The following is a 17,416-nucleotide window of genomic DNA, read 5'->3' as shown; positions in this document are numbered from 1 at the left end:
GTCTTCGAAAATCCCCAGCATCCCTATACCAAGAAGCTGATGGCCGCCGTCCCCGTCCCCGATCCCGCTCGCCGCGGCATCCGCAGAAACCTCACAGCCGACGAACTCAAGAGCCCCGTCCGGCCAGCCGGATACGTCCCGGAGAAACGATCATACCGGCAGATCGAAAACGGCCACTTCGTCATGGCATGAGCATCGTTTTTCTTGAGGAAAACCAGCAGGTTTTAGAGTGATTGCAATTGCCTGGTGGCGCGAATAGAGCAGGTGCGACTTTCTTTTCCGGCCCGCACGAAAGGTCCATTCGATGGCTGATGATCTCTTCCCTCTCGCCAAGGACAGCACGCCCTATCGCAAGATCAGCGGCGATTTCGTATCCGTCGATACCTTCAAGGGACAGGAGATCCTGACCGTCGAGCCCGAGGGAATGCGGCTGCTGGCGGAAACCGCTTTCGCCGACATCAACCATCTCCTGCGCCCCGGCCACCTGAAGCAGCTGGCCGCGATCCTCGATGACCCCGAAGCGACCGAGAACGACCGTTTCGTCGCCTACGACCTCCTGAAGAACGCCAATATTGCCGCGGGCGGCGTGCTGCCCATGTGCCAGGATACGGGTACGGCGATCATCATGGCGAAGAAAGGTCGACGCGTCTGGACTGAGGGTGGCGACTATTCGGCGCTCGCCAGCGGCGTTCTCGATGCCTACGAGAAGAAGAACCTGCGCTATTCGCAGCTCGCACCGATCAAGATGTTCGAGGAGAAGAACACCAAGAACAACCTGCCGGCCCAGATCGACATCTACGAGGAAGGCACGGACAGCTATGACTTCCTCTTCGTCGCCAAGGGTGGCGGCTCGGCCAACAAGACCTTCCTTTACCAGGGCACGCCCTCGCTCCTGACCCATGACCGCATGCTGGACTTCCTCAAGGAGAAGATCCTCACCTTGGGTACAGCGGCCTGTCCCCCCTACCATCTTGCGATCGTGATCGGCGGCACCTCGGCGGAGATGAACCTGAAGACCGTCAAGCTCGCCTCGACGCGCTACCTCGACGACCTGCCGACCGAAGGTTCGGAGAACGGCCATGCCTTCCGCGACGTCGAGATGGAGAAGGAAATCCACAAGCTGACGCAGAGCCTCGGCGTCGGCGCCCAGTTCGGCGGCAAGTATTTCTGTCATGATGTGCGCGTTATCCGCCTGCCCCGCCACGGCGCCTCGCTGCCGATCGGCCTCGGCGTTTCCTGTTCCGCCGACCGCCAGGCCAAAGGCAGGATCACCCGCGACGGCATCTTCATCGAGCAGCTCGAGACCGATCCTTCGAAATACATGCCCGAGATCGACGAAGCGAAACTGTCGGAATCGATGGTCCGTGTCGACCTCAACCAGCCGATGAGCGAGATATTGGCCGAGCTCTCGAGGCATGCAGTGAAGACGCGCCTCTCGCTCTCCGGTACCATCATCGTCGCCCGCGACCTAGCCCATGCCAAGATCCGCGAGCGGCTGGAAAGAGGCGAAGGCATGCCGGACTACATGAAGAACCATCCGGTCTACTACGCAGGCCCGGCCAAGACGCCGGCCGGTTACGCCTCCGGCTCATTCGGCCCGACGACCGCCGGCCGCATGGATAGCTATGTCGACCAGTTCCAGTCCTTCGGCGGCTCCATGGTGATGCTCGCCAAGGGCAACCGCTCGCGCGCCGTGCGCGAGGCCTGCAAGACGCATGGCGGCTTCTATCTCGGCTCGATCGGCGGCCCGGCCGCGCGTCTCGCCCAGGACTGCATCAAGAAGGTGGAAGTGCTTGAGTATGCGGAGCTCGGCATGGAGGCCGTCTGGAAGATAGAGGTCGAGGATTTCCCGGCCTTCATCGTCATCGACGACAAGGGCAACGACTTCTTCCAGGAGCTCAATCTCGGCTGACGCGTCGGGCCGCAGGGGGACGGCCGGACAGTGCGGGTGACTGCAGGCGGCTATCGGATTGAAGAGGTCAGATTGGGGTCGGTCTTGGCAAGCGAGGAAACCTGTCCGGTTGCGTCGACACCATCAGGGAAGAGGACGTCGTCGGAAGTCAGCGTTGCCAGGATCTTCGTCTGGAACGCACCCTTGAAGGCCCCGATATGGACCAGCATGTATCCCGACGCCGCCACCATGACGAGGAGCAGAATCAGCGGAGAAATATGGCGAGACTTATCCATTGTCTTCTGCCTTTTCCTGACGGTTCGATGCCGGCATCGGCACCAGCGGCTCGCCGACTCGAATCGTCACGGCGAGATGATGTCCTATTCCTGTTGTCCCGGCCGATCTTGCCGAAACCGAGCGCTACTTGAGGCAAAATGCCGTGGCTGGCATGCCAATGCGACAGGCAACCCGAGGGCTGTGCGCGCGATGGCAATGCCCCACCGGGCTCGCCTCGAAACTCCCCAACAAAGTAAGGTCGTCTGCGCTGAACAATAAGAGCGAACTTTGCGAACCGATTGTCAACGCTGCGTTGACGGTCATCTCGTCGCATGATTACCATAGGTTGCAATCACAGGAAGGAAATAGCCTAGTGATTTATTTAGCCATCGCTTGGGCACGAAGCCAAGGAAATAACGTTGCAAAATCATGAGATTACACGCGAGTCCTGTCGGACGGACATGTTGCATGTGATCTTTGGTAATGCTGCCTTTAATCTTTTTCAAAGAATTTTACGCTACGAAAAGTGAGGTTGTCTTTGAATTTGACGGGGAGTTCGCCGAATGAGTACGGTCGTTGCGCCAAAGGCGCCGGTTCCGGACGTGGCAGGTCAGATTACCTATGCCATGAGGACCATGGGCGTCGCGCCGATCCCGCGCAACTACGAACTCTTCTATGAAGCCTATATCGGCGCCAATCCGACGCTCACCCGCGAACTGGCGGCCCTTGGCGGCCACGCGACCCAGGAAGAACTGGACGCAATCAGCGCCCAGCATTTCAACCACAATCCCGGCCGGATCTTCGATGATGCCCATTCGCGCATCATTACCGAACTCGACGGCGTGCTGCGTGTCCTCAGGCAGGAACAGACATCTCTCGAAAGCTACAACAAGCTTCTCGGTGAGACGTTCAAGCGCATCAGCTCGAAAAGCCACTCCAGCGCCGACCTCCTCCAGAATGCCATCGCGATCCTGACCGAGGCGACGGGCGACACGATGGCCCACGGCGAACGCACGGTCGAGGACATGACCCAGCGCTCGCAGGAGATGGACCAGGTCCGCAAGGAACTCGACGAGTACAAGCGCATCGCCAATACCGACTCGCTGACCCGCCTGGCCAACCGCCGTGCCTTCGACGACCGGCTTGCAGCCATCTACAACAATCCCATCACGCTGCCCGTCGCGGCACTCGTGCTGGTCGATATCGACCACTTCAAGAAGGTCAACGACACCTACGGCCATCCGGTCGGCGACAAGATTCTAGCGACCGTCGCATCCGTGATCCGCGCCAATGTGCGTCGCGAAGTCTTCGTCGCACGCACCGGCGGCGAGGAATTCGCGCTGATCTTCGAGGGCAACACGCTCGAGGAGATCCAGGCGCTTTGCGAGCGCATCCGCCGCACGCTCGAGACGACGCCGTTCAAGAACTCGCGTACCCGCGTCAACTACGGCCCGATCACCATCTCGCTCGGCATCTGCATGGCCTCGACCGCCGGTGACCCCGGCGAGCTCTACAGCAAGGCCGATATCGCCCTCTATTGCGCGAAGAATGCCGGCCGCAACTGCACAGTCGTCTATCAGGACGGCATGCAGAAGGATTTCACCAAGAGCTGGCTGATCTACAAGTCATAGCGCCGCGCGAAGCGTCGCCTTTACCACATGGTCTTTGCAGCACGCTGCTGCCATTCGCGGTCGTAGGTCTCCTGGTCGAAGTCCTCCTTCGCCGCTTTCAGCAGCAGGCCGGGTGTCGGCAGGCTTGACGGATCCACGAACCGGTCGGCATTCCACAGCTCCGCACGCATGACGGCGCGGGCGCACTGGAAATAGACCTCATCGATAGTGATCACTACGACGCTGCGCGGATGCTTCCCATCCATCTCGAAGCTCAAGAGCACCTCGTCATCGATCGCAACGACCGCACGGGCGTTTATGCGCATCGTCGTGTTCGAGCCGGGAATAAGGAACATCAGGGCGATGCGCGGATCGCGCACGATGTTGGCAAGCGAGTCGACCCGGTTGTTGCCGCGCCAGTCAGGCAGGTGGAGCGTCTTTTCGTCGATCACCCGGACGACGCCGCCTATGTCACCGCGCGGTGAGCAATCGAGCCCCTCGGGTCCGACGGTCGCCAGCGCCATGAACGGCGACGTTTCGATCATCTGGCGATAGAGCGGCGTCAGGGTCTTCGTCACCTTGGCGACGGACGCTTCGGTCACGCCGCCATAGCGCTCGTTGAGTTCTTCGACGGATGTGATCAGCCGCATAATTTCTGGCCCTTTACAGAAGATGAAGTGCGCCCGGTACAGGCGCTTGATGACGTTACGATGACAGACACCCGAACGATAGCCGGGACAACAACAGTGCGGTCGGGCCCTTTCGCCGGCAGGCGTGGCGGCTCTCAGCTCTCAACAATCACGTCCGTCGTGCGGCGCAGGGATACATATTCCCAGAGTGCCACGACCAGAAGCGCGGCCGTCGCCAGAAAAGCCAACTGGTAGAGCTCGAGTACCGGAATCAGGAACGCCAGCAGGACAAACAGGAGCAGACCGAGGAAATGTGAAAGCGGCGGCCTCGGGCTCGTCGCGCCTTTGAACCACAGATTGCCGGCAAGGAAGAGTGCCGGCCCTCCCAGAATGGCAATCGCGGCCGCCGGATCGACCGGATTATGCGGGTGGGAAAAAGTGAACTCGTCGGCCACTGCGTTGAGGATTATGCCGGCAAGAATGGGGAGATGGGCATAGGTAAAGGCCTGGCGGCCCAGGCTTCCCGGAGTCTGCGCATGTTCTATGCGCTGCGCCGCGCGCTCGTGCCCCGCATGGAAATAGAGCCACCACATCGCAACGCTGCCGATGAAGCTGATCGCGAACACGACGCTTGTCAGCGACGACACGGGTAGCTCGGCGAAGGTGCGGCCCGAGACGATGATCGTCTCTCCCAGGCAGATGATGATGAAGAGCGCGCTGCGCTCGGCGAGATGCGCGCCCGAAATATCCCAGTCTGCTGCGCTCGATCTGCCTATCGACGGCACCCAGAAGCCGGCGGCGGGGCCCGCATATTCGATAGCCACGGCGATCGCCCAAAGCAGAATCCGCGTCTCGTGCTCGGCAAGGCCACCGGCAATCCAGAACACGCCCGACACAATGAGCCAGCAGCTGATGCGCACGAAGGTGAGATGGCTCGATTGGTTGGCCTTCTTTAGCGCGAAGAGGGTGAAAAGCGAGCGGCCGACCTGCATGAAGACGTAGGCGCCTGCGAAAATCAGCCCCTTCTCTGCGTACGCTTCGGGAATGGATGCAGACATGATGAGCGCCGCAAGCATCAGCACCAGCAGCATGAAACGGACCGGCATCTTCTCCGGATCAAGCCAGTTCGTCACCCAAGCGGTGAATATCCAGACCCACCAGATGGCGAAGACGAGCAGGGCTGCCTCGATCGCGCCAAGAAAGGTGAAATGGGCGGCGAGCGTATGGGCGAGCTGTGAGACGGAAAAGACGAAGACCAGGTCAAAGAACAGCTCGAGGAAGGAGACCTTGCTCTCCGCAGAGCTCCCCCTTTCGCGTAGCCAGTGACGTCTCGTCTTCGTCTCCATGTATTCCGTCCCCTTCTTTGCCATTTTCACTTGCTCAGCGTGTGGTGGTTGGGGCATCGCGGCTCATGCCCTTCTCCTTGAGGTCCTCTTCATAGGCAGCGAAAAGCTCGCCTCCGTGCTCGCCAAGTTCCCGCAGGTAAACCCAGGTGAAGATGCCGGTATCGTGCATGTCGTCGAAGCCGATGCGCACTGCATAATTGCCCGTGGGTGTCATCGATATGATGCCGACATTGCGCTTGCCAGGCACGGTCACCTTCTGGCCGGGGCCGTGACCTTGCACCTCGGCCGACGGCGATAGGACACGCAGCATCTCGGCCGGAAGCTCGAAACTTGCTCCGTCGTTGAAGGTGACTTTGAGTCGGTGGCGATCCTTGGAAACTCTAAGTTCGCTTGGCCAAATATCGCTCATTTTTGCATCCGTCCGCTGTTTTCCGAAACGCGAGCCTTGCTCACGCGGTACCAAGGGGTATTTTAGCTTATCTGATGGTGGTTTGCCTTGACGCTGCAATCACATATACACACATAAGATAGGGGTTTGGAGGTCTTCGTGAATAGCAATATCGGTTCCATTGGCAGAGCGACGCCGATCGACGCGGATGCTGCGCCGATGATCGACCCGTTCGGGCGGGCGGTAACCTATCTGCGCGTGTCGGTGACCGATCGCTGCGACTTCCGTTGCACCTACTGCATGGCCGAGAACATGACCTTCCTGCCCAAGAAGGACCTTCTGACGCTGGAAGAGCTGAACCGCCTCTGTTCGGCCTTCATCGCGAAGGGTGTCCGCAAGATTCGGCTTACGGGCGGCGAACCGCTGGTGCGCAAGAACATCATGTTCCTGTTTCGCGAACTCGGGAAACAGATAGGCTCCGGCCTCGACGAGCTGACGGTGACGACGAATGGCTCACAGCTCGCCCGCCACGCCGAAGAGCTCTACGATTGCGGCGTTCGTCGCATCAACGTTTCTCTCGATACGCTTGACCCGGACAAGTTCCGGGCGATTACGCGATGGGGCGACCTTGCCAAGGTGATGGAAGGCATCGACGCCGCACAGCGGGCCGGCCTGAAGATCAAGCTCAATGCCGTCGCGCTCAAGGGCTTCAACGAGGCGGAAATTCCGGACCTGATGCGCTTCGCGCACGGCCGGGGCATGGATCTCACCGTCATAGAGACCATGCCGATGGGCGAGATCGACGAAGACCGCACCGACAAATACCTGCCGCTTTCGAAGCTGCGCGCCGACCTTGAACGTGATTTCACGCTGACCGACATTCCCTACAAGACCGGTGGCCCGGCGCGCTATGTCGAGGTTTCCGAAACCGGCGGACGCCTCGGCTTCATCACGCCGCTCACCCATAATTTCTGCGAAAGCTGCAACCGCGTCAGGCTGACCTGCACCGGCACGCTCTACATGTGCCTCGGGCAAAACGACGCCGCAGACCTGCGGACGGCGCTGCGCGCTTCCGAAGACAATGGCTTCCTTCATGCCGCGATAGATGAGGCGATCACGCGCAAGCCGAAGGGCCACGATTTCATCATCGACCGCACCCACAATCGCCCCGCCGTTGCCCGCCACATGAGCGTCACCGGTGGGTGACATATGCGCGCCGTGCGCATAGTGCCACGCCCCGGCTATTTCTTTTCAAACCCTCCGGAAATGATTCCAATTGGTCGCGAACCGCTCTAAGAAGGCGCGCGATACCAACCGGAACTCTACCAGATGGCACAGTCGAAGAACTCGCAAGGCGCGATCTACATGGCGCTCGCGATGTTTGGCTTCTCCTGCAGCGACGCACTTTCCAAGTCCGTGATCTTCCAGATGAACGCCGGCGAGATCATGTTCCTGCGCGGCCTCTTCACCAGCCTCTTGGTCTACCTGATCGCGCGGCACATGGGCGCCCTGCGATCCTGGCGCGTCATGCTCCAGCCGATGATCATCCTGCGCATCATCTGCGAGATCATCGCGGCGATCACCTATATAACCGCCCTCGGCATGATGCCGATAGCAAATGCCTCCGCGATCCTGCAGGCGCTTCCGCTGGCAGTTACGCTGGGCGGCGCTCTCTTCCTTCATGAGCCGGTCGGCTGGCGTCGCTGGACGGCGATCATCGTCGGCTTCTTCGGCGTGCTCATCATTATCCGCCCCGGCCCCGAAGGCTTCACGACGGCCGCTTTGCTCGTCGTCGCAAGCGTGTTTGCGACCGCGGGACGCGATCTCGCCACGCGCCGAATAAAGGCGGAGGTGCCCTCGCTCATGGTGACCGTCGTCACCGCGATCTCGATCTCCATATTCGGTGCGCTCAGCGTCGCGCCTCTCGGCGGCTGGCAACCGGTCACGCTCACCTCCTTCTCGCACCTGCTGCTCGCCTCGGTGCTCGTGCTCGTCGGTTATCAGTCGGTCATCATGGCGATGCGCACCGGCGAAATCTCGTTCGTGGCGCCCTTCCGCTATACGAGCCTGATTTTCTCGGCACTGCTCGGCATGCTGTTCTTCGCAGAAGTTCCCGATCTCTGGACGATCCTCGGTTCGGCGATTGTCATCGGCTCCGGGCTCTATACTTTCTATCGGGAAAGCAAGCGCCGCGCCGCCGCGCATGTTGTACAGGAACCGGTGGCGAAGGCGACCGTCTGAGGAGCATCGCCGATGACATCAAACCCGCCTCCGATACCAGGGGTCATTCTGGCCGGCGGGCGCTCGCGGCGTATGGGTTCCGACAAGGCGCTCGTCAGGCTTGGCGGCATCAGCCTGCTCGATCGCGCCGTTGCGCGCTTCGCCCCGCAGGTCTCCTCCCTGGCACTCAATGCCGACGAGGAGCGGCCCGGCCATGAGGCGCTGCCGCTGGTCCCGGATGAAATTCCCGGAAAGGCTGGCCCCCTCGCCGGCGTCCTTGCCGCGATGCGCTACGCCGCCGGTGGAGAGGCGTCCCATGTGGCCACCGTCCCCATCGATAGTCCGTTTTTTCCACGCGATTTGATTAGTCGGCTATCGAATAATATGCAGGCTTCGCGTTCGATCATCATCGCGACCTGCCAGGGCCGAGAGCATCCCGTTTTCGGGCTTTGGTCCACCGCGTTGGCCGATGACCTCGCGACATGGCTCGAAAATGGCGAAAACCGACGCGTCCGAGACTTCCTTTTACGTCATGACGTTAGGGAAGTATCATTTCCCTTGATCGAAACGAGGCTTGGTCAACTCGATCCGTTCTTCAACGTCAACAATCCGCAGGACCTTGCGGACGCAGAGAAATGGTTGGAGGTTATTGAATGACGCGACCCAAGGTATTCGGCATTGCGGGATGGAAGAACTCTGGCAAGACCGGGCTCGCCGTTAGCCTGGTTACGGAATTCACCCGCCGCGGCTACCGCATCTCCACTATCAAGCATGCCCACCACGATTTCGACATCGACAAAGTCGGTGCCGACAGCTATCGCCACCGCCAGGCCGGTGCCCATGAGGTGACGATCGTTTCCGGCACGCGCTATGCGATCATGCACGAACTGCGCGGCGAGCCGGAGCCGGCCTTCGAGGAAATCCTTGCCCGCCTCGCCCCATGCGATCTCGTTCTGATCGAGGGCTACAAGCGCGAGCCGATCCCGAAGATCGAGGCCCGGCGCCTCGAGGCCGCCAGGCGTGATCCGCTTGCGCCGGAGGATCCGCACATCGTCGCCATCGCCGCCGACCATCCGGTAGACGACACGGGTCTGCCGGTCTTCGACCTTAACGATATCAATGCCATTGCCGACTTTATCGCCGGCGTCGTCGGGCTTGACGCGAAGTAGGTTCGCGGCCAGCGGTGGCAAGGGAGCTCCCTCCCATCAAGGAAGGGAGCCCGGCTTTCATCGATTGGCTGCGACGGGACGAACCAGCGCCGTGACGCGGCGGACGGTGACACGGCGGTTCGCCTGCTCCGCTGCGGCGGTGTTGACCTTCAGGTACTGCTCGCCATAGCCCTGCGTCGCAAGGTTCTCCGGAGGAATGCCGTAGACGTCGGTCAGTACGTTGGCGACCGATTCCGCACGCATGTCCGAGAGCACGAGGTTGCTCTGTGCCGATCCCACCGCATCGGTGTGCCCCTCGATCAGGAAGGTCTCGCTCGGATCGCGTTCGAGAACCTCGTTGATCGCATCGGCGACCTTGCGGAGCGTCCTTGCCTGGCTCATCGGGATCTCGGAACTTCCCGTGGCAAAGGTCACCGTGTCGAGGTCGATGCGGCGGACCTTGTCGCGTATGCGGGCCGAGTACTTCACCTCGTTCAGCGAGTAGACGCGTTCTACCGGCTCGACCGGCGGCTGGCTCAGGAAGTCGTAATAGTCCCTGTCCGGATCGCTGCTGGTGTCGATGATGTAGTCGCGAACCGGAATACGCAGGCGCATCGGCGGCAGGTCCTCAGCCGGATCGCGGAAGTAATCGCGGTCGGGATCCTCATAGAGCTCAGGCGAATAGTAGAGCACATACTCGCGCCCGCGGCTGTCGATGCGTGAACGCTGGATGATGTCGCCGTAGCGATTGCGCACGGTCACGATGCGATAGCCGTCCGGCCGGTCGATCGTCTCGCGATAGCGGTCGCGCGAAAGCTGTTCGTAGATCGGCCGCTCGCCGTCACGCAGGAAACGCCTGTCGTCGTCGCTGCGGACATAGACGTCGTCGCCATACTGCATGATGACCCGGTTGTCGCGCGCCTCGCCGAAACGAGCGCCTTCGGGCCGGGTGAAGTCGGGACGCTGGCGTAGGCGGCGCCCTTCCTCCCCGGTCGCAGCCTCGATCCGCACCGGCGGGCGTTGCTGGCCCTGCGGGGCGACCTGGGCATCGGCATCCGACGTCGGCACCCTCACCTCCCGCTCCTGCGAGCGCTGGCGATCACGCTCACCACGGCCGTTTCGTCCGCCACGCCGCTCCGCTTCCTTGTCGCTATCGAGCACGGCTGCGCCATTCTCGACTGGAAGGATGACGGTTTCGCTGCTCTTCGAGGGATCCTCGGCGATCTCTTTGCGGCGCTCGAGTTCCTCGGGCGTGATCTGCTCCGGCGCCGGTATCGGCTGCTCGACGCGCTCGCCGCCTTCGGCGGGCACGCCCTGCGGAACGGGATCGCCCCCCTGCGCCGGCGCGGCGCTGCCGCTGCCCTGCTGTTCGGCGGGTGGGGTCTGCGGCGATGGCGCGCCACCATCCGGCTGTGCCTGCTGATCAGCGGGCTGCCCGCCCTGGGCAGGCTGTGCCGGAGCCGGCTCACCGCTGGCTGGAGGAGCCGCCTCGGGAGCCGGGGCGGCTTGTCCCTCCTGTGGTGGCTGCCCGCCGGCGGGCTGTTCTGCGGCGGGCTGGGGCTCGGCCTGCGGCGCCGACTGTTCCGCGGCAGGCGGCGCCGGCTCGGGCGCCGGAGCTTCCGGCGCGGGGGCGGCAGCCTCGGGTTCCGGAGCAGGCGGTGCGGGTTCCGGCGCTGCTTCGGCAGCCGGGGCAGGCTGTTCCTGCGGTTGCTCGGCGGGTGCTTCCGGCTGCGGTTCCGGCGCTGGCGCCTCGGCCTGCGGCTCGGCCACTGGTGCCTCCGCCTGGGGTTCCGGCGCGGGTGCCGGCTGCTCGGGCTCGGCTTGTGGCGCCTGCTCGCTCTGGCGTTTCAGCAATTCTTCTTCCGAGGGTGCCGCATCCTGCGCGACCTCGAAGGCGCCATCGGAAGCCGCGCCATGATGCATGACGGCCGTCTGCCCATCGGCCGCCACCGTTCCTGCCGACGCCATGACCGCGGCGGGATGGAAGGTCAGCGACAGCGAAAGCAGCGGGAAGGCTGCACTGGCAAACAGTCTCGATTTCATTCCCATTCGGGTTTCCTCATTTCAGTTTCTATCTTGCAGCCGCGGTTCTTGCGGCCAAACCCGACGCTTCTATGGTCGGATCGGCGCACAAGCCGACGCGCGGCGATATGTCAGGGAGTGTTAGGAAGGGGGAATGAACATGGTATGAACATGGCTGTGGAGCGCCACTTGCCTTGCTCCGCCTGATGCCTTCGGGCGGGTGCAGATGCCGCACCGCACTACTCCCAGCGATTCCTGTTGCATTTTGCGAAAAAAAAGTTTGATTATCCCCCCAAGCTTGGTCCATGCCTTGCTACATTTCGGCCGATCGCGAGAACAAAGAACATCCGACGGCCACCAACAGAGAGGATCCTCATGCGCAATTCCACACGTTTCCTGGCCGCGGCTTCGATCGCCGCGATGTCTCTTTTTGCCGGTTCGGCCATGGCCGACGGTGAAAAGTATGTCATCGGCACGGATTCGACCTACCCACCCTTCGAGTTCGTCGACGCGAGCGGCACCATCCAGGGCTTCGACATCGATATCGCAAAGGCACTTTGCGAGGAGATGAAGGCCGAGTGCAGCTTCGTCAGCGCTGACTGGGACGGCATCATTCCGGCACTCCAGGCCAAGAAGTTCGACATGATCGTTTCGTCCATGTCGATCACGCCTGAGCGCCTGAAGCTCGTAGACTTCTCCAACAAGTACTACAACACGCCGCCGGCAGTCGCCATTCCGAAGGACTCGACGATCACCGACGTCGAAGGCCTGAAGGGCAAGACGATCGGCGCTCAGACGTCTACGACCCATGCCAACTATGCCGAAAAGCACCTCGCCGACACCGAACTGAAGCTCTATCCGACCGCTGACGAGTACAAGCTCGACATCTCCAGCGGCCGCGTCGACGCCGTCATCGACGACGTCGTCGTTCTGTCGGAATGGGTCAAGTCCGAAGCCGGTGCATGCTGCAAGATCCTGACGACCCTTCCGGTCGACAAGGAAATCAACGGTGAAGGCGCCGGCATCGCCATCCGTCAGGGCGACCCGCTCCGCGAGAAGCTCAACACGGCGATCGCTGCCATCCGCGCCAGCGGCAAGTACAAGGAAATCCAGGACAAGTACTTCGATTTCGACGTCTACGGCGACTGAGAAATCCCCTAATTTCCGGGAGTTAATGGCGGAAGGCTTGCTCTTCCGCCATTTTTGTTTGACAAGGATCAAAACGGCAAGGCGGCAAAAGCCGCAAGGGGAAGTTTGGCATGGGCGGATTGTCTTCGGCGCTTGGTTCGCTTTGGGCCTGGCTGTCGCATCTTCTCGATCCGCTCTGCGGGCCTGTCGGCATTTTCACCTGGTTTGCCCGTTCGACGATTCTCGCATGCGGCGATACCGGCTGGGGCGATGAGATCGCGCTCGGCCTGCAGGTCACCGTCTCGGTCGCGCTCACAACGCTGCCCATCGGCCTTGTCATCGGCTTCTTCGTTGCCCTTGGCCAGCAATCGCAGGAAAAGTCGCTCCGGCTTGCCTCCGGCATCTACACCACGATTTTTCGCGGCCTGCCGGAACTGCTGACGCTGTTCATCATCTATTACGGCATGCAGATCCTGATCCAGTCGGCCCTCGCCTCCCTTGGCTATGAAGGTCGCATCGAGATCAACGCCTATGTTGCCGGCATGATCGCGCTTGCCGTGGTGTTTTCTGCCTATTGCGCGGAAGTCCTGCTATCCGCCTTCCGCGCTATCCCCAACGGGCAGTATGAGGCCGGCGACGCACTCGGCCTCCATCGAGGCCGCACGATGCGGCTCATCATTCTGCCGCAACTCGTGAGGATCGCCCTTCCCGGCCTTACGAATCTCTGGATGATCCTGCTGAAGGACACATCCTATGTCTCGATCATCGGACTTGCCGACATCCTGCGGCAGACCGGCGTCGCGGTCAGGGTCACTAAGGAGGCCTTCTTCTTCTACATGCTGGCCTGCGTCCTCTATCTCGTGCTTGCGGTCCTTTCTTCTGCAGTGCTCAGCTATGTAGATCGCTGGGCGGCGCGCTCGGAGATCCGCCGATGAGCTACGCCGAAACGCTTATACCACCGCGCCCCGCCCCCGCGGAGACGACCCGGCAAGTGACCGGCGCGCGAATCGCCGGTTATGGTCTGCTCGCCATCTGGGCCATCCTCGGGATATCGCTCCTCGCCATGGTCATCACCGGATGGGATCCCGAAAAGTTCGCGCGCTACGGCCCGCGTTACCTGCACGGCCTGTTCACGACGCTGACGCTGGTTGCGGTCTCGTTCACCTGTGGCGCCGTGCTGTCGCTGCCGCTGGCCTTCGCCCGCCTGTCGAAGAACCCCGTACTGAACGGCCTCGCCTATTGCTACGTCTATGTCTTCCGCGGCACGCCGCTCCTTGCCCAACTCTTCCTCGTCTACTACGGCCTCGGCACGTTCCGCCCGCAGCTTGAGGCCGTGGGTCTCTGGTGGTTTTTCCGTGACGCGTGGTATTGCGGCCTCTTTGCGATGACCATCAACACGGCCGCCTATCAGGCCGAAATTCTGAGAGGCGCCATCCAGAGCGTGCCGCACGGCCAGATAGAGGCTGCCGCCGCGCTTGGCCTGCACAAGGTCATCGCCTTCCGCAAGATCATCCTGCCGCAGGCGCTCATCGTCGCGCTGCGCCCCTACGGCAACGAGATCGTCCTGCTGGTCAAGGGATCGGCGGTGGTTGCGATCATAACCGTCCTCGATCTCATGGGCGAGACGCGCTATGCCTTCTCCCGCACCTTCGACTACCAGACCTACCTGTGGGCGGCGATCTTCTACCTCGCCATCGTCGAGACGCTGCGCCACGTCTGGGGATGGATCGAACGGCGCTTGACCCGGCATCTCAAACGCTGACGCATTCCGCCGCAGACGGCTGGCAGCACTCCGTACCGCTCGCTGCTAACATATTGAATATAGTGAATAAATATCCGCCCAAGGTCGAAGTGTAAAGCTTCGGTCAACCATGTCATGCTTCCATTTTAGCGACCGCGCAAAGACGGTCGGCTTCGAGTGGGAACAAAGGACGGAAGCAGCATGCACAAAGACATGGAAATGCAGCTCAAAGGCTACGGCCTGACGACGGCACAGATTTTCTACCACCTGCCGGATCATCCGGCGATCCTGCAGACCTATGTCTGGCAGGACTACGACCTTGCCCCCAGCTTCCCCGAAATGCATGGCTTCCTGCAATTCTGGCAGGAGAAACTCGACGGGCCGCTGCATTCGGTGCGTTATGTCCACCGCAGGCTTGTCTCAGCCACAGAATGGAGGGCACTGCGCGGTGAACTGATACTGCACTGACGCCCCTCGCCGCTCACACGTGGACTTCGCCGAAGGCGAACTCGCCCTCGTCGCGCTCCCGGTAAAGGACGCCATACAGGATCACGAGATAGAACGCGGCTACGGCAGCGATGACGAGCCAACCCGGCACGGGTCCGAGTGCAGCGTTCTCTGCCAGTCGCGTCCAGGTGTGAACCTCGGCCGGCGGCGCACCTGCGTCCTGCAGATGTGGTGTCGAGATCTTCAAGGCCCAAGCCAGAAGCAGGATGAAATACATCCAGCAGTAATTCCTCTTGAGCCTCCGTAGCAGCGCCTGGCGATAGCTCATGAGGAAAGCCGGCTTGCGCAGGCTCTTCGCAATCGCGCCGGCCCAATCCGGCGTCAACTCTGCCTCTGGCGCCAGCACCTGGGCGAAGTAGCTGCGCTCCATTTGCCGGACACGCGCCCGATAGACGTCAAAGAACCGGTACCGCCGCGCCTCGATGAGCAGCAGCAGCGTGATCAGCAGCATGGCGAACACGACGACCCCGTGATGCGAGGTCGACGTTGAGAGCGAGACCGAGAGCAATGCCGCAACCATTGTAATTGCCCAGTTCGAGGTCCGGTCGATCCGGTCACGCCAGCTGGTCATGCGGCCCAGCTCGCCGCGATAGTAGTGACAGAGCGTATTGGTGATCTCTCCGGGTGTGGAAGGAAGCGGCGACCGACGCCCCTCGGTCTTGCCGTCGTCGAGGGCGACCTTGCTGAGTTCGGCAACCATGATGAAACCTCCCCATTTTCTTTTCTTGGTAAGGCACATCATACTCCCTTTGTTCCGCTTTGCCCGCAGCCATTGCCAAATGCCTCGCAGGGCCGTAGAGCCTGCGCATCAATTTCAAGGACGGCAGAGATGACCAGCAAGAAGATCGACGAGGAAGCTCTGGCGGAAGCCTACGACCGCGCACTCGCTCTGGAAAAGGCGGGCGATATCGACGCTGCCGTGGAAGCATACCGTGAGGTTCTGGCACTGGATCCCGAGGACCATGGCGGCGCGGCCGTCCGCATCGCGTCCATGGGACGTGGCGAAACCCCGCCGAAGGCGCCGGATGCATATGTCGAGACCCTTTTCGACCAGCACGCCGAAGTATTCGAGGACGTCCTCGTCGAACAACTCGGCTATCATGTCCCGGTCCTCGCGCGCCAGCGCCTGCAGGCGCTTTCCCTCGGGCCGTTCAAGCGCATGCTGGATATTGGCTGCGGCACGGGCCTAACCGGCGGCACGCTTCGCGACGTCGTCGACGATATCACCGGCATCGACATTTCCGAGAAGATGGTCGAGATCGCCCACGAGAAGGACCTCTATGAGACGCTCTTCGTGGCGGAAGCCGAGGATTTCCTCGACGACAACGACGAGGATCCTTTCGACCTCGTGACGGCAACGGACGTGCTGCCCTATCTCGGCGCGCTGGAGCCGCTTTTCTTCGGCGTAGCCGAAAATATGGTGGCAGGCGGCATCTTCGTCTTTTCCTCGGAATTGCTGCAGGAAGGCAGCAATGCCTATGTCGTCGGCCCGCACCAGCGCTTTCTGCACGCGGAAGCCTATATACGCGAGCGGCTTACCGCGACGGGCTTCGAGCTTGTCGAAATCACCGATATCAACGTCCGCATGCAAAATGGCGAACCGTCGCCCGGCCAGTTGGTGATAGCAAGGTTGATCTAGCTTATCCTCGCAGGGACGCTATCATCGCGAACACGAAGGGGAATTTCCCGATCATCGGCAGGTAGCCGATGATCGCTGAGGTGTAACTGGGAGTTGCGGCTTTCGCCGCAAATTGGTAATTCACCATCACAAGGTTGCTCAGACGAAACAGACCACCGGCAGGGAGAAAGCCGCATGTCACTCGTTCTCTATATGCATCCCCTCGCCTCGTTCTGTCACAAGGTCCTGATCGCACTCTACGAGAACGGCACTGCGTTCGAAAACCGCCTGGTCGATCTGGCGGACGCAGCTTCGAGCGCGGAGATCGAGCGTCTCTGGCCGGTCGGAAAGATGCCCGTGCTGAGGGACGAGGCGCGCGACAGCACCATTCCCGAGACCAGCATCATCATCGAATATCTCGACCGCCATTATCCGGGCGAGATTCCGCTTCTGCCGCAGGTCCCCAGCGAGGCCCTGCAGGTAAGGCTCTGGGATCGCTTCTTCGATCTCTATGTCCAGGTTCCGATGCAGAAGATTGTCATCGACCGGCTGCGCCCTGAAGGCATGAATGATCCGCATGGCGTTGAAGAAGCGCAGACGCTGCTGCGCACCGCTTACTCGATGATCGAAAAGCAACTCGGCGAGAACCGCTGGATCACCGGCGAAGCCTTCACCATGGCCGACTGTGCGGCCGCGCCGGCGCTCTTCTACGCCGAGACCCTCGTGCCGTTCGACGACAAGCTCCCGAAGCTCAAGGAATATTACGATCGACTGATCGAAAGACCCTCCTTCGCCCGCGTCCTGCAGGAGGCCAGACCCTATTTCATGTTCTACCCCTACCGCGAGAACCTTCCGGCACGCTTCAGAGGGTAGGCATCCCCACAACGGGACA

The 17,416-nt window shown here is 61.4% G+C and carries 18 protein-coding genes and 1 pseudogene; 13 read left to right on the top strand and 6 right to left on the bottom strand.

Going from position 1 to position 17,416, the window contains the following annotated elements; genetic code table 11:
• Positions 1-192: pseudogene (locus tag EV286_RS07095) on the top strand (glutathione ABC transporter ATP-binding protein GsiA); the annotation flags it as partial.
• 112 nt (positions 193-304) lie between these two features.
• Entirely contained in the window at positions 305-1,912 is a 1,608-nt protein-coding gene (locus EV286_RS07090) for a fumarate hydratase (protein WP_132956301.1), read from the top strand.
• A 50-nt stretch (positions 1,913-1,962) separates the two neighbouring features.
• Here the strand turns inward: EV286_RS07090 and EV286_RS07085 are convergent, their stop codons facing one another.
• The gene (locus EV286_RS07085; protein WP_132956300.1) at positions 1,963-2,187 is read right to left on the bottom strand and encodes a hypothetical protein; all 225 of its coding nucleotides are present in this window, start codon (positions 2,185-2,187) and stop codon (positions 1,963-1,965) included.
• Positions 2,188-2,730: 543 nt separating this feature from the next.
• Here EV286_RS07085 and EV286_RS07080 point away from each other — a divergent pair.
• Positions 2,731-3,798 (top strand): GGDEF domain-containing protein, encoded by a 1,068-nt coding sequence (locus EV286_RS07080; RefSeq protein ID WP_132956299.1) that lies wholly within the window; start codon positions 2,731-2,733, stop codon positions 3,796-3,798.
• A gap of 20 nt (positions 3,799-3,818) precedes the next feature.
• On the opposite strand, the gene EV286_RS07075 is transcribed toward EV286_RS07080, so the two are convergent.
• The 3 genes from EV286_RS07075 to EV286_RS07065 all read right to left on the bottom strand — a co-directional run bounded on the left by EV286_RS07075 (position 3,819) and on the right by EV286_RS07065 (position 6,161).
• Positions 3,819-4,427, bottom strand: coding sequence for a pyridoxamine 5'-phosphate oxidase family protein (locus EV286_RS07075; protein WP_132956298.1), 609 nt, complete (start codon positions 4,425-4,427; stop codon positions 3,819-3,821).
• Between the two features lie 134 nt (positions 4,428-4,561).
• Positions 4,562-5,752: a low temperature requirement protein A gene (locus EV286_RS07070; RefSeq protein WP_132956338.1), complete on the bottom strand. Its 1,191-nt coding sequence runs from the start codon at positions 5,750-5,752 to the stop codon at positions 4,562-4,564.
• A gap of 34 nt (positions 5,753-5,786) precedes the next feature.
• Positions 5,787-6,161, bottom strand: coding sequence for a DUF971 domain-containing protein (locus EV286_RS07065; protein ID WP_132956297.1), 375 nt, complete (start codon positions 6,159-6,161; stop codon positions 5,787-5,789).
• Between the two features lie 138 nt (positions 6,162-6,299).
• Between EV286_RS07065 and moaA the strand changes: the two genes are divergently transcribed.
• From moaA to mobB, 4 genes are all read left to right on the top strand, one after another.
• On the top strand, positions 6,300-7,346 hold the full coding sequence (moaA, locus tag EV286_RS07060) for a GTP 3',8-cyclase MoaA (protein ID WP_132956296.1): 1,047 nt from the start codon (positions 6,300-6,302) through the stop codon (positions 7,344-7,346).
• Between the two features lie 123 nt (positions 7,347-7,469).
• Complete coding sequence (locus EV286_RS07055; RefSeq protein ID WP_132956295.1) at positions 7,470-8,381, top strand: DMT family transporter; 912 nt, start codon at positions 7,470-7,472, stop codon at positions 8,379-8,381.
• A gap of 12 nt (positions 8,382-8,393) precedes the next feature.
• Complete coding sequence (gene mobA / locus EV286_RS07050) at positions 8,394-9,017, top strand: molybdenum cofactor guanylyltransferase MobA (RefSeq protein ID WP_132956294.1); 624 nt, start codon at positions 8,394-8,396, stop codon at positions 9,015-9,017.
• Positions 9,014-9,529, top strand: coding sequence for a molybdopterin-guanine dinucleotide biosynthesis protein B (gene mobB, locus EV286_RS07045; RefSeq protein WP_132956293.1), 516 nt, complete (start codon positions 9,014-9,016; stop codon positions 9,527-9,529). The genes mobA and mobB overlap by 4 nt, the downstream gene beginning before the upstream one ends.
• A 57-nt stretch (positions 9,530-9,586) precedes the next feature.
• On the opposite strand, the gene EV286_RS07040 is transcribed toward mobB, so the two are convergent.
• Complete coding sequence (locus EV286_RS07040; protein ID WP_132956292.1) at positions 9,587-11,557, bottom strand: OmpA family protein; 1,971 nt, start codon at positions 11,555-11,557, stop codon at positions 9,587-9,589.
• 348 nt (positions 11,558-11,905) lie between these two features.
• Here EV286_RS07040 and EV286_RS07035 point away from each other — a divergent pair, with 348 nt between their 5' ends.
• The 4 genes from EV286_RS07035 (at position 11,906) to EV286_RS07020 (ending at position 14,867) form a co-directional block, all read left to right on the top strand.
• A complete protein-coding gene (locus EV286_RS07035; RefSeq protein ID WP_132956291.1) occupies positions 11,906-12,679 on the top strand; it encodes a transporter substrate-binding domain-containing protein in 774 nt (257 codons plus the stop codon).
• A gap of 110 nt (positions 12,680-12,789) precedes the next feature.
• Entirely contained in the window at positions 12,790-13,593 is an 804-nt protein-coding gene (locus tag EV286_RS07030) for an ABC transporter permease (RefSeq protein ID WP_132956290.1), read from the top strand.
• Complete coding sequence (locus EV286_RS07025; RefSeq protein ID WP_132956289.1) at positions 13,590-14,420, top strand: ABC transporter permease; 831 nt, start codon at positions 13,590-13,592, stop codon at positions 14,418-14,420. The genes EV286_RS07030 and EV286_RS07025 overlap by 4 nt, the downstream gene beginning before the upstream one ends.
• 180 nt (positions 14,421-14,600) lie before the next feature.
• The gene (locus EV286_RS07020) at positions 14,601-14,867 is read left to right on the top strand and encodes an aspartate-semialdehyde dehydrogenase (protein ID WP_132956288.1); all 267 of its coding nucleotides are present in this window, start codon (positions 14,601-14,603) and stop codon (positions 14,865-14,867) included.
• Positions 14,868-14,880: 13 nt separating this feature from the next.
• Here EV286_RS07020 and EV286_RS07015 read toward each other — a convergent pair whose 3' ends face one another.
• Positions 14,881-15,606: a DUF2270 domain-containing protein gene (locus EV286_RS07015; protein ID WP_132956287.1), complete on the bottom strand. Its 726-nt coding sequence runs from the start codon at positions 15,604-15,606 to the stop codon at positions 14,881-14,883.
• A gap of 129 nt (positions 15,607-15,735) precedes the next feature.
• Between EV286_RS07015 and EV286_RS07010 the strand changes: the two genes are divergently transcribed.
• Positions 15,736-16,545: a methyltransferase domain-containing protein gene (locus EV286_RS07010; RefSeq protein WP_132956286.1), complete on the top strand. Its 810-nt coding sequence runs from the start codon at positions 15,736-15,738 to the stop codon at positions 16,543-16,545.
• Between the two features lie 174 nt (positions 16,546-16,719).
• Complete coding sequence (locus tag EV286_RS07005; RefSeq protein WP_132956285.1) at positions 16,720-17,397, top strand: glutathione S-transferase family protein; 678 nt, start codon at positions 16,720-16,722, stop codon at positions 17,395-17,397.
• The last annotated feature ends 19 nt before the right edge of the window (positions 17,398-17,416 follow it).

The sequence above is a fragment of the Rhizobium sp. BK251 genome, from assembly GCF_004345245.1.
Classification (GTDB): domain Bacteria; phylum Pseudomonadota; class Alphaproteobacteria; order Rhizobiales; family Rhizobiaceae; genus Rhizobium.
The sequence above is the reverse complement of the archived record's forward strand: the minus strand, read 5'-3'. Positions and strand labels throughout refer to the sequence as shown.